15 protein-coding genes and 1 pseudogene are annotated in these 12,338 nt (G+C 29.4%); 10 read left to right on the forward strand and 6 right to left on the reverse strand.

All coding sequences use genetic code 11. The features are described from left to right. Positions 1 to 69: 69 nt before the first annotated feature. From H0I29_RS15360 to H0I29_RS15380, 5 genes are all read left to right on the forward strand, one after another. Entirely contained in the window at positions 70 to 1,404 is a 1,335-nt protein-coding gene (locus H0I29_RS15360) for a DUF58 domain-containing protein (RefSeq protein WP_254712644.1), read from the forward strand. A 248-nt stretch (positions 1,405 to 1,652) separates the two neighbouring features. After that, entirely contained in the window at positions 1,653 to 2,036 is a 384-nt protein-coding gene (locus tag H0I29_RS15365) for a DUF805 domain-containing protein (protein WP_218753141.1), read from the forward strand. Positions 2,037 to 2,059: 23 nt separating this feature from the next. Continuing rightward, positions 2,060 to 2,464: a DUF805 domain-containing protein gene (locus tag H0I29_RS15370; protein ID WP_218753142.1), complete on the forward strand. Its 405-nt coding sequence runs from the start codon at positions 2,060 to 2,062 to the stop codon at positions 2,462 to 2,464. A 103-nt stretch (positions 2,465 to 2,567) separates the two neighbouring features. Then, positions 2,568 to 3,761, forward strand: coding sequence for a multidrug effflux MFS transporter (locus tag H0I29_RS15375; RefSeq protein ID WP_218730420.1), 1,194 nt, complete (start codon positions 2,568 to 2,570; stop codon positions 3,759 to 3,761). A gap of 90 nt (positions 3,762 to 3,851) precedes the next feature. Then, the gene (locus H0I29_RS15380) at positions 3,852 to 4,556 is read left to right on the forward strand and encodes a pseudouridine synthase (RefSeq protein WP_218753143.1); all 705 of its coding nucleotides are present in this window, start codon (positions 3,852 to 3,854) and stop codon (positions 4,554 to 4,556) included. 89 nt (positions 4,557 to 4,645) lie between these two features. On the opposite strand, the gene H0I29_RS15385 is transcribed toward H0I29_RS15380, so the two are convergent. From H0I29_RS15385 to H0I29_RS15400, 5 genes and pseudogenes are all read right to left on the reverse strand, one after another. Next, positions 4,646 to 4,831 carry a CPXCG motif-containing cysteine-rich protein gene (locus H0I29_RS15385; RefSeq protein WP_254712645.1) on the reverse strand — a complete coding sequence of 62 codons (186 nt, stop codon included), beginning with the start codon at positions 4,829 to 4,831 and terminating at the stop codon, positions 4,646 to 4,648. Next, complete coding sequence (locus H0I29_RS15390) at positions 4,831 to 5,835, reverse strand: NADP-dependent oxidoreductase (protein WP_218753144.1); 1,005 nt, start codon at positions 5,833 to 5,835, stop codon at positions 4,831 to 4,833. Before H0I29_RS15390 ends, H0I29_RS15385 begins: the two co-directional genes overlap by 1 nt. A gap of 33 nt (positions 5,836 to 5,868) precedes the next feature. Further along, a pseudogene (locus tag H0I29_RS18395) lies at positions 5,869 to 6,066 on the reverse strand (transketolase C-terminal domain-containing protein); the annotation flags it as partial. Positions 6,067 to 6,335: 269 nt separating this feature from the next. Continuing rightward, on the reverse strand, positions 6,336 to 6,815 hold the full coding sequence (locus H0I29_RS15395; RefSeq protein WP_068452778.1) for an Lrp/AsnC family transcriptional regulator: 480 nt from the start codon (positions 6,813 to 6,815) through the stop codon (positions 6,336 to 6,338). Between the two features lie 76 nt (positions 6,816 to 6,891). Beyond that, positions 6,892 to 7,974 (reverse strand): M14 family zinc carboxypeptidase, encoded by a 1,083-nt coding sequence (locus H0I29_RS15400; RefSeq protein WP_254712646.1) that lies wholly within the window; start codon positions 7,972 to 7,974, stop codon positions 6,892 to 6,894. Positions 7,975 to 8,424: 450 nt separating this feature from the next. On the opposite strand from H0I29_RS15400, the gene H0I29_RS15405 reads away from it, so the two are divergent. The 5 genes from H0I29_RS15405 (at position 8,425) to H0I29_RS15425 (ending at position 11,461) form a co-directional block, all read left to right on the forward strand. After that, positions 8,425 to 8,778 carry a helix-turn-helix domain-containing protein gene (locus H0I29_RS15405; protein ID WP_218753145.1) on the forward strand — a complete coding sequence of 118 codons (354 nt, stop codon included), beginning with the start codon at positions 8,425 to 8,427 and terminating at the stop codon, positions 8,776 to 8,778. Between the two features lie 80 nt (positions 8,779 to 8,858). Continuing rightward, positions 8,859 to 9,638 (forward strand): HipA family kinase, encoded by a 780-nt coding sequence (locus tag H0I29_RS15410; RefSeq protein ID WP_218753146.1) that lies wholly within the window; start codon positions 8,859 to 8,861, stop codon positions 9,636 to 9,638. After that, the gene (locus H0I29_RS15415) at positions 9,628 to 10,011 is read left to right on the forward strand and encodes a DUF3037 domain-containing protein (protein ID WP_218753147.1); all 384 of its coding nucleotides are present in this window, start codon (positions 9,628 to 9,630) and stop codon (positions 10,009 to 10,011) included. The genes H0I29_RS15410 and H0I29_RS15415 overlap by 11 nt, the downstream gene beginning before the upstream one ends. A 16-nt stretch (positions 10,012 to 10,027) precedes the next feature. Then, positions 10,028 to 10,861 carry a mechanosensitive ion channel family protein gene (locus H0I29_RS15420; protein WP_218753148.1) on the forward strand — a complete coding sequence of 278 codons (834 nt, stop codon included), beginning with the start codon at positions 10,028 to 10,030 and terminating at the stop codon, positions 10,859 to 10,861. A gap of 84 nt (positions 10,862 to 10,945) precedes the next feature. Continuing rightward, positions 10,946 to 11,461: a hypothetical protein gene (locus tag H0I29_RS15425; protein ID WP_218753149.1), complete on the forward strand. Its 516-nt coding sequence runs from the start codon at positions 10,946 to 10,948 to the stop codon at positions 11,459 to 11,461. Positions 11,462 to 11,579: 118 nt separating this feature from the next. Here H0I29_RS15425 and H0I29_RS15430 read toward each other — a convergent pair whose 3' ends face one another. After that, on the reverse strand, positions 11,580 to 12,242 hold the full coding sequence (locus H0I29_RS15430; protein ID WP_218753150.1) for an ATP-binding cassette domain-containing protein: 663 nt from the start codon (positions 12,240 to 12,242) through the stop codon (positions 11,580 to 11,582). Positions 12,243 to 12,338: the final 96 nt, after the last annotated feature.

The following is a 12,338-nucleotide window of genomic DNA, read 5'->3' on the forward strand; positions in this document are numbered from 1 at the left end:
TAAGTAGAGATTGCTTCGTACCTCGAAATGACAAAAAAAACGAATACAAATAAACAATTACATAAAATATTGAAACATTTTTACAACACTTTATTCTTAAACAATCGATTTTTCTATATTTTAGGAAGTATCTCAGCTCTTTTTGTGGTTGGTTTTTTCATTCCTTTCTTTTTTGAAGTTTCTAAAATGTTGCTTTTTGTTTTAGTGGTGCTACTATTGGTTGATGTTTTTATTTTATACAATACCAAAAATGCAATTAAGGTGAATCGCTATTTACCAGAGCGATTATCTAATGGAGATGTAAATAAAATATCGATGCAACTGCAAAGTTTATATGGTTTTAAAGCACATCTTTCTATTATAGAAGAAATTCCATTTCAATTTCAAAAAAGAGATTTTATATTCAATATTATCCTATCAAAAAAAGAAGAAAAAACAATTCATTACGATTTAATTCCAACAGAACGAGGTGTTTATTTATTTGGAAATATAAACGTGTACGCCAGTTCTCCGTTGCAATTAGCAACTAAAAAACACGTTTTAGGAGAAGGAAAAGAAGTAAAATGCTATCCATCTTTTTTAAAGTTGAGAGAATTCGATTTTAAAGCATTTAACAATGATGCTGTTTCTTACGGAACAAAAAAAGTAAGAAGAATTGGGCATTCTTTAGAGTTTGAACAAATTAAAGAATATGTTTCTGGAGATGATATTCGGTCTTTAAACTGGAAAGCCACTGCAAAGAGAAATCAGTTGATGATCAATCAGTATGTAGAAGAAAAATCGCAACCTGTTTATGCTATTATCGATAAAGGTCGTGCCATGCAAATGCATTTCAATAATTTAAGTCTGTTAGATTATGCAATCAATTCTACATTAGCAATTAGCAATGTTATTTTAAGAAAACAAGACAAAGCAGGTATGTTATCGTTTTCAACAAAGTTGGAAGATTGGGTGGTTGCAGAAAAAAGAAACTCTCAAATGAGTTTAATTTCGGAAGCATTACATAATATCAAAACAGATTTCTCAGAATCGGATTTCAGTACGTTATACGCCGTTGTTAAAAGAAAAATTACACAAAGAAGTTTACTGATTCTTTATACAAATTTTGAAACTATGGATGGTTTAAAGAGACAACTCCCCTATTTACGGGCGTTGGCTAAAAATCATTTGGTATTGGTGGTCTTTTTTGAAAATATAGCATTAGAAGCTTTAACCACAACACAAAGTGAAGATGTTTTAGGGGTATATGATAGTATTATTGCAGAAAAATTTATGTACGAAAAGAAAAGTATTGTAAAAGAACTCAAAAAATACGGAATTCAAGCTGTTTTAACAAAACCAGAAAACTTAACAGGAGATACCATTAACAAGTATTTAGAGTTAAAATCTAGGGGGTTATTTTAGGTTAGAAATCATAAATAAAAACGTTAATGTAGGACAGATATAGATTAAGTTAATCGAGTAATTATTGCTTCTAAAATTCATCACTTTTATGAGTCTTATTTTAGTTACAGATTGTATTATGGAAAACAATTATGCATAATTAATAAGGACTAACACTTAAAACATGTGTAAAAATAATTAGATTAATGCTGTTGGTAAAGAATAAATAATATATTTGTAAGCTTATTAAAAAAACTAAACTTTTTAGAGTGAATTGGTATATAAAAGTAATAAAACAGTATTCAGACTTTAAAGGAAGAGCAAGACGTCAAGAATATTGGATGTTTATTTTAATAAATTCGATTATTTCTATCGGTTTTATGTTTATGGACAAAATTTTTGGTACAAATTACGGAGAATTTGGTGAAGATGGATATCTTGAAACGTTCTATAGTTTAGCTGTTTTATTGCCATATATAGCTGTTACAGTAAGAAGAATGCATGATGTTGGTAAAAGTGGTTGGTATATGTTAATACCAATCTATAATTTTATTTTAGCTTGTACAAATAGTGAGAATGGCGAAAATAAATGGGGAGAAAACCCAAAAGGTGAAGGAAATAGCTCAGAAATTAATCAAATAGGTCAAGAATAGTATAATTATTAAAAATTAAAAAAATGAATTGGTATTTAAAAGTAGTAAAAGAACATTACGCAGATTTTAACGGTAGAGCAAGAAGAGAGGAGTATTGGATGTTTACATTATTTAATGCAATAATTTCTATTGTAATAAGTATTGTGTTTGCAGGGATTGGTATTGCTTTAGAATCACCATTATTAACAGGTTTAAGCTATATTTATACTTTGGCTGTTTTAGTACCAAGTTTAGCTGTTCTGGTTAGAAGATTACATGACACCGGAAAAAGTGGTTGGTTCATTTTAATTGGACTAATACCTTTAATTGGTGCTATATGGTTATTGGTAATATTATGTACTGATAGTGTTTCTGGTGCAAATAAATGGGGAGAAAACCCTAAGGGAATTGGAAATAATGCTGCTATAAATGAAATAGGTAGAGAATAATCCTTTCAAATATTAAAATACAATAGAAGGTTGCTTATTTAGCAACCTTTTTTTTTGTTTATTTTTCTCAACTTTAACCCCTAAATAAAACTACTTTTGCCTTGTGAAAATTAGACAAAAATCAGAATCGGAATTTATTATTGTAATGGCCTCATTAATGTCTTTAGTTGCTTTTGCAATAGACGCATTATTACCTGCTATTTCAGATATTAGTGAAACAATTCATATTATAGACCCCAAAAACAATCAGTTATTTATAACAATGATTTTTTTAGGAATTGGTTTTGGGCAACTTATTTCAGGACCATTATCTGATAGTTTTGGTAGAAAACCTATTATCTATGTTGGATTTAGTGTTTTTGTACTTGCTAGTTTTATTTGTCTTTTTGCTACTAATTTAGAAATGATGATTGTTGGTCGGTTTTTACAAGGAATTGGCTTATCTGCCCCAAGAACCATAAGTATTGCTATGGTTAGAGATCGTTTTAGCGGTAATTACATGGCGAGAGTTATGTCTTTTATTACGGTAATCTTTCTTTTAGTACCTGTTATTGCTCCTGCTTTAGGTAAAATATTATTAGATGCCTATGGATGGAAATCTATTTTTTACAGTCAGTTAATTATTGGAGTTTTCATTATGCTTTGGGTTTGGAAAAGACAACCTGAAACTTTAGTGGTAGAAAAAAGAAAGAAATTTAAGTTAGCACTTTTTGTAGAAGGTCTTAAAGAATTTGTAAAGTATAAATATGCTGTAATTTTTACCATATTCTCTGGTTTTATTACAGGATCTTTTATGGTATATTTAAGTGCTAGTCAACATATTTTTGTAGAACAATATCAGTTAGAAGAAGAGTTTCCTTTTATTTTTGCTTGTTTGGCAATTAGTATTGGAATGGCTACTTTTTTAAATGGGAAGCTCGTAGTAAGAATGGGAATGTTTAAACTAGTTTCCTTTTTTACAATAATGTTTACAGTAGTTTCACTAATCTACATTCTCTTTTTTTATGGAGATGCAAATCCTAATATTTATGTTTTATTGATATTTTTTGGTTTGCAGTTCTTTTCAATCGGATTTTTATTTGGTAATACTAGAGCTTTGGCAATGGAGCCTATAGGACATATTGCAGGTGTTGGAGCGGCTATTAATGGTTTTGTTTCTACTATAATGGCAGTACCAATTGCAACTTTTATTGGTAGTTATATTACGGACACCGCTTTGCCTCTATTCATTGGTTTTTTTGTTTGTGGTACTATTGCTCTTTTGTTAATTCTACTTCTAAAGTTAAGGAGAAATTAATTTTAAAAGACGTGTATTTATATAAAAATAGCAGATAAAAATAACCAAATATTAGCTTATCAACTTTAAAAATTATTATAATATTTTAGTATGGAAATTCCTATAATTTATCAAGATGAGTTTATTATTTGCGTTGCTAAACCTAATAATGTACTTGTACATCATGCACATCATTCTAGAAATGTTGCTGATGAAAAATCTCTTTTACAGCTTTTAGATGAACAAGTTGGTGGTAAGTTTTATCCGATTCATCGGTTGGATAGAAAAACATCTGGAATTATTCTGTTAGCAAAGGAAACACACTTTGTTTCTAAGTTTCAAGATTTGTTTACTACTAATGAAATTCAGAAAACGTATTATGGAGTGGTTCGTGGTTTTTCTCCGGAATCAAAAATTATTGATTCTCCAGTAAAAGGAAGAGATGCGAATGTGCACAAAGAAGCTTTAACACATTTAAGAACTCTGGAGCAAGTCACTTTAGATATTCCTGTAAAACCGTATGATTCTTCTCGTTATAGCTTGGTAGAATTATCTCCTAAAACAGGAAGAATGCATCAATTACGTGTGCACTCTAATAAAATAAGTCACCCATTAATTGGTGATACAAAATATGGAGACAAGAATCATGATGTAATGTTTGAGGAAAATTTTGGTTGGAAAAATATGTTTTTACATGCAGGAAAACTAGAGTTTAAACATCCTTTTACGGAAGAAGAACTTATCTTAAAAGCTTCTTTTCCTGAAGATTGGACTAGCTTATTTAAAGCTTTTTCTTGGGTTAATCCCATTGGGTAAACAAGTTGTTTCGCAGAGATTCATAGAGAAAAAGCACAGCGTTTTACGGAGTTTTTTTTAAAATATCTTTGTAAATCTCTGTGTAATAATTATTGTTCTATAGATTGTGCGCTAAAACTAGTCAATTCTCCTTCTTCAAAAATTGGTGTAATTTCTATAGGATTACAACAAACTTCGCAATCTTCTATGTAGGTTTGCTGGTAGACGCTTTGGTCTAATATCATTGATATTTCTTCCCAACAATGTGGACATTGAAAAAAATGCTCTACTTCCACTATTCTATTACTTTTAGCACTAATTTACCTTTTTTATCTCCAGAAAATAGTCTGTTATAGGTTTCTTGAAAATTTTCAATACCCTCATAGATATCTTCACGAGACTTTAATTTACCCTCTTTTAACCAAAGTGCCATTTGCTTTGCTGCTTTGCCAAAATCTTTTGTATAATCCATAACAACCATACCTTTCATTGTAGAACGTGTAACTAGTAAAGACAGGTAATTACTTGGTCCGGCTACCTTAGATTTGTTGTTGTATTGAGAAATTGCTCCACAAATTACTACGGTTGCTTTCATGCGCAGCTTGCTTAAAGCGGCGTCCAAAATTTTTCCGCCTACGTTGTCAAAATAAACATCAATTCCTTTTGGGCATTTTTGTTTTAAAGCAGTGTAAATGTTTTCGGACTTATAGTCGATTGCGGCATCAAAACCTAGTTCATTTACAATATAATCACATTTTTCTTTACCACCAGCAATACCAATAACTCTACATCCTTTAATTTTTGCAATCTGCCCAACAACACTACCAACAGCACCTGCAGCGCCTGAAACTAATACAATATCTCCTTCTTTTACATTCGCTACTTCTAAAATACCAAAATAAGCAGTCATTCCGGGCATACCTAAGATACCGAGATACGCTGGCATTGGAGCTAATTTTTCATCTACCTTAAAACAGCCTTCACCATTTGAAACAACATATTGCTGTACGCCTCCCCAACCAGAAACACAATCGCCAATTTGAAAATTAGGATTGTTATTGTTGTTGATTACTTTACCAATAGCACCGGCTCTCATAACACTATCTAATGCTACTGGCGGTATGTAAGATTTGGTATCGTTCATCCAACCACGCATTGCTGGGTCTAAAGAAATATAATGTTGCTGAATTAAAATTTCTCCTTCTTCTAAAGCCGGAATTGGATTTTCTTCAAATTGCCAAGTATTTTTGTCAGGTGTTCCTATCGGACGGTTTTTTAAAGTGATTTGTTTGTTGTTCATTAGAAGATATTTAAGATCTAAAAATAGCAAATTTTAATAATCTATCAAATTTAAAATCGCTTTTTCTAATCTATTTTTTCCTAAATATTGATTTTCTAAATTTTTATCAAACGGAATTGGAGTTCCTAAACTAGCGACTCTTTTTACAGGAGTATCTAAGTGTTCAAAACAGTTTTAATTGATTAAAGCTAAGATATCGTTCAAAATTCCGCCAAACAACGAGTCTTCTTGACCGATTTAAGAAAACCATTTAGATATTTTTCCTTGCCTTTAAAGAATCAGTATTTTCTCCTCGATTAAGCGAGGTTTTATCATATTTTTATAGAGGCTTAATGATGTATCCTTATAAATGGAAGAAGGTTCAATAAAATCAATTTTTGAAGACATAAATTGTAGATTTTATCGTTATGCTAACAAACATACAGATAAAGGGATAATCCATAAAAAAAACCTTATCATTTTACTGATAAGGTTTTAAATGGTATTAAAAAAAAAGAAGCTTACAATTGTTGAAAAATTTCGTGCATCATTCTTTTTTTATCATTGATGCTTTCTTCTAAAGCAATCATTGTTTCTGTTCTATTTACTCCAGGAATATCGTCTATTCTGTAAATAATATCTTTTGCATCGTTAGTACCTTTTGCTCTTACTTTACAAAAAATATTGTATTTGCCAGCAGTTACATAAGCTACAGTAACATTAGGAATATTTCTTAAATCTGCAATAACATTCTGAGTCATAGAGGTTTTTTCTAGATACACACCTACATGTGCTATGAAAGAATACCCCATTTTCTCATAGTTTAAAGTAAGCGTAGATCCCTGAATAATACCCTCATCTTCCATCTTTTTTACACGTACGTGGATGGTACCTGCAGATACTAATAGTTGTTTTGCAATATCGGTAAAAGGAGTCCTTGCGTTTTCAATTAACACATCTAAAATCTGATGATCAATTTCGTCTAATATAAATTTTTTCATTTTTTACGTATTATTCAAATTACTACGCAAATTTATGATTTTAATTTAATTAAACTAACATAAAACTAACAAATACTTAAACTTTTTTACCTTCGAAAACGATTTCGCAGTGTCCAATCTTAGAAATTAAACTATTTTCATCTACTTTGTTTAATTTTGAGACAAATTTACCTTCTATTATTTTGTCATCATACTGATATGCAACGTCTTGTTTTGGATCAGCATATCTATGAATGATATCGTAGAAAATTTTATCATTATTCGGAATATTAAAATATTCCTCGTAATTGATAAATGAAGTTGAATTTGCAATGTGATGCAATCCTTGTAATATAGAAAAGAAAGTATATTTTCTCGACTCTTCCCTGTCGTAGTCATCCGGATAATGACCAGATTCAATTAAAATAGTATTGTATCCTAATTTTTGAAAATTATCTCCTGTAGCTGTTGGATAAAATTCATCCGTATATCTACCAACAAAATTAGGAATCACGTTTTGTAACATCGCATTCATACTCACAATCACATCCATGGTAGCTATTCTCCCTTTTGTAAGTCCTCTTGTAATTTCTTCCGAAGGAGCTAAAAAAGAAATCGTTGCAGGGTTTTTGGTTCCCTCTACGCTAAAAATAGTTCTCTGATCGTGTAGGTTAAAACAAAACTGTGGATTAAAATCTACTAAAATACTACGTAAAAGTTTACTTTCCTTTGCTTCTCTATTTACTGCATCTCTATTAAGATCTACATTATTAGCATTAACTCTAGTGTATGCTAATGCACCATCAGGGTTTAACATCGGTATAAAAAGCAACGTACATTCTTCTAGTATTTTATGAAAAGTACGCTCAGATGAATTTAAAATACAGTTAAAAAGATCAAATAATGCTCTTGTACCTGTGCTTTCGTTTCCGTGCATTTGAGACCATAATAATATTTTTTTAGACCCCGTACCAATTTTTAATTGATGAATAGGTCTGTTTTCTTCAGAAGTACCAATTTTAGAAACCTCAAATTTTGAATCGTATTTAGAAAATAGGTTTTCGATGTCTTTATAGGTAATCCATTTTCCTTGTAGTGTGTTTTCTTTTTCTGCGGAATAAATATTTTCTAAAAAATCGATTGGTAAAGTATTCATGGTATGCTGATATTTTTTTTTCAAAAATAAAGAATTTTTAAAAGTTAGCTATCATTTAAATTTAATCATATCCATAATTATTTATAAAAAAAGAAGGTTTAAGGATTACATGAATTGTCGTTTTAAAATATTTTTTTATTAAGTAATTGATGATCATTTATGCATTTACAATTGTTAATAGTTTACAAGTTACAATTGTAAATTCATTACTTGTTACAAATGTAAATTGAGTTTCGGGACACGTATGTTACTTTTGTAAATTGCATTATGTAATCAGTACTATTCGTGTTGTTCTCAAGTAAAACTAGATAGCAAAATTCTATATGTTAAATTTAAAATACTATTATTAAGGTATTTATGTGGTTTATATAAAGTTTTACTTCATTATAAATATCGCTATTTAAACTGTTTACAATTATATCTTTTGCTGCTATCATTAGATTGTATACATTTGTATAAAGAAACGTTATTACAATGGTAAACATATCTGAATTTACTACACGATTAAAACAAGTGATGGAATTTCACCAGTTATCTGCCTCTATGTTTGCAGATAAAGTTGGTGTACAGCGTTCCAGTATTTCCCATATCCTATCCGGAAGAAATAAACCAAGTTTAGATTTTATTCTAAAAGTAACTACAGAATTTAATGATGTAGATATGTATTGGTTGTTAAACGGAAAAGGTAGTTTTCCTAAAAATGCAGAACCGAAGGCAACTACTGCTCCAACTTTTTTTAATGATACTTCATCTGAAACAGTTGGAAAAAAAATACAGCGTATTGTCGTTTTTTATTCTGATGGTACTTTTGATGAATATCAGAAATAGTAAAAACTTTAACAAAAGGAGATCAAAACAAATATTCCTCTTTTATCTTCAATTTAGATAAATAGCATAATTTAGTCTTTATGAATAAAATTGATATTAGAACAGTAAATGTTGTACAATACTTACAACCTTTACGAGAAGGTGGTTCTTTGCCTGCAATCGTAAAAGCAGATGATGGTTTTTTATATGTACTTAAGTTTAAAGGTGCAGGCCAAGGTAAAAAAGCATTGATTTCAGAATTTATTGGAGGAGAACTTGCTAGAGCAATTGGCTTACATGTACCAGAATTGGTTTTTATGAATTTAGATGATTCTTTTAGTAAAACAGAACCCGATGAAGAAATTCAGGATTTATTAAAATTTAGTGTAGGTTTAAATTTAGGATTACATTTCTTATCGAGTGCAATTACCTATGATCCTTTGGTTTCTACTGTAGATACATTAACAGCTTCTAAAGTTGTTATTTTAGATAGTTTAATTAGTAATATAGATAGGACTGCAAAAAACACCAATCTTTTAAATTGGAATAATGAACTTTGGATTATTGATAATGGAGCTAGTTTTTATTTTCATCATAATTGGGCAACTTGGGAAAATCATTTAACAAGAACTTTTCCTTTAATTAAAGATCATGTGCTTTTACCTAAAGCAACAAATTTACAAGAAGCTTCATCAGAAATTAAAAAAGAGATAAATGCAGATGTAATACATGAAATTGTTGCCAACATTCCAGAAGATTGGTTATTAAATGAAGGAGAAGTTTTAACGTCAGATGAAATTAGAGCAGCATATATTCAATTTTTAAACGCAAAACTTTCTATGATTGATCAATTAGTAAAAGAAGCGGAAGATGCAAGATAAAGTTACATTCGAATACGCCATTATTAGATTGGTGCCAAAAGTAGAACGTGAAGAATTCTTTAACGTGGGCGTAATTTTGTTTTCGAAACGTAAAAAATTCTTAGGGATAAAATACAAGATAAATGAAGATAAACTAAAGGCACTAGCACCAGAATTAGAGTTAGATTTTTTAAACAATTATTTAAATGCTTGGAAATTAATTTGCGAAGGAAAAGCTGCTGGTGGCAAAATTGGTAAATTTGAAATATCAGATCGCTTTAGATGGTTGGTGGCTTGTAGAAGCACCATTATACAGAGTTCTAAAACGCATCCTGGTTTGTGCGAAAATCCTGAAGGAGAATTAAAGGATATTTTTGAAAAGTATGTTTTATAATTTTAATAAAAATTAAATGGAGTTGTTAAAGACAATTTTAGAATTCGAACTTTTTAGTTTTGAAGAATACAGCCTAAAGTTAGGTGCTTTATTCCTAGTGTTACTAATTTACTTAGTAACAAAAGTAGTTTTGTGGTTGTTAAAAAAATCTTTATTTAGAAATAAAAGTGTAGATGAGTTTAGTAAAGGAAATACTTATTCTTTATTTCAAATTATCAAATATATAATTTGGGTTCTTTCATTTGGTTTTATGTTAGAGGCTTTAGGTATTGAAGTAACTCTTCTAATCGCAGGTTCTGCAGCATTATTAGTCGGGGTTGGACTTGGTTTACAACAAACGTTCAATGATGTTATTTCTGGTATTATTTTACTCTCAGAAAGGTCTATTAGAATTTCTGATGTTCTAGAAATTGATGGAGATACTGTAAAAATACAAGAGATTGGTTTGCGAACATCAAAAGGATTAAATACAGACGATATTTCTATTATTATCCCCAACTCTTTAATCACTACTAATAAAGTGATTAATTGGAGTCATCAAGCTAACTTGAATCGTTTTAGAATTGATATTAGAGTTTCTTACAATTGTGATGTAGAATTTGTAATTAAAATTCTAGAAGAAAGTGCTAGAGAACACGCGGAAGTTAGTATAAATAAAAATGTAGAAGCAAGATTACTGAGTTTTGGAGAATCGTCTTTAAATTTTCAAGTATTGTTTTATAGTAGTACCATTTTTAGATCCGATAGAATGAAAAGTGATATCCGTAGAGTTATAAGGCGTAAATTTGTTGAAAATAATATTGCTATCCCTTTTCCACAAATGGATGTACACATGAAACCAAGCAAATAACATTACTTAAAAAAACACACAATTAACATTAAACTTTTAACTAACATTAAAGTCTATATAATAGATTTTTAAAATAAAACAATCATGGCAAAAAGAAAGACACCAGCATCACTTCAAGTTAGAATTATTCACAGATATTTAGGTTATTTTTTATCCGGAATTATGTTTGTGTATGCTTTAAGCGGAATTATAATGGTGTACAGAAACACAAACTTCTTAAAAACCGAAGTTGTTACCGAGAAAAAATTAGCTCCAAACTTAAACGACCGTCAATTAAAGCCTATTTTTAAGAAAGGTGCAGAAGTGTTAAAAAAAGAAGGTGACGTTGTATATCTTAAAAATGGAAATTATAATAAAAAAACAGGTATTGCTACCATAAAAAAAATGGAGCTTCCTTTTATTCTTGATAAAATGGAACACCTTCATAAAGCAAATACTAACAGTCCGCTGTATTTTTTAAACATCTTTTTTGGAGTATCCTTATTATTTTTTGTTTTTTCTGCTTTTTGGATGTATACACCTAAAATGCCTGTATTTAAAAAAGGAATGTATTTTACGGCTGGCGGAATTATCCTAACACTTATTCTATTGTTTATATAAATTATTTAAGACAATACGAAATTTAAATAAAGTCTTATAGTTCACTATAATTTTTCTCCGCTAATAAGTACATTGATTTTTTAATGTATTTATTAGCGGCTTTAAGTTAATACGTATCTTAATTCAAATTACGAATATATCCGTACGTTATCAACTCTTCATTTGTCTTAATTTCTTTTACAGAACCATCTTTAATAATTACTGTTCTAGTTGTAATATCTAAAATGTTTAGATAATCATGGTCTGTAATAATAAAAGCTTTGTATTTAGATTGTTCAATTATCAAATTCTTTATTTCTTCTTTATAAATAGGTGCAATTGCATTAAAAGGTTCATCCATTAAAATATATTTAGCGTTAGATAAAACAATTAGAAATATTTCTACAACTCTCTTTTCTCCTCCAGATAGTTGTTTGCTTTTCTTATTAAGAAGTGGTTTTATTAAATGATTATTAAATATTGTAGAAGCATTTTCTTTATCGCAGAACAGTTTTATAATTGTGCTAATTTTGATGTGATTAGGGAGGAAATTTTCTTGAGGTAAATATTTTATTAAATTTCGGGTGTCTAGGATTCCTTTTATTAATTTACTATCTGCTCTTACAAATTTATGATCTGCTTTTATGGAACCAAAAATAATTTCTAATAATGTTGACTTCCCTACTCCATTTCTACCAAGCAATCCAACAATTTCTCCTTTTTTACAGGTTATAAAAATATCCGTTAATATTTGTTTATTTCCGTATGTTTTTAAGACACTATCAACATGTAATTTCTTCATAAAAAACCAATTAATATTGACAATATTAAACTAAAAATAAAATTACTAAACCATAATATATATTTACTTAACCCAAGGTTGTAATAAAAATAGTAT

Source organism: Polaribacter sp. R2A056_3_33 (assembly GCF_019278485.1).
Lineage (GTDB): Bacteria > Bacteroidota > Bacteroidia > Flavobacteriales > Flavobacteriaceae > Polaribacter.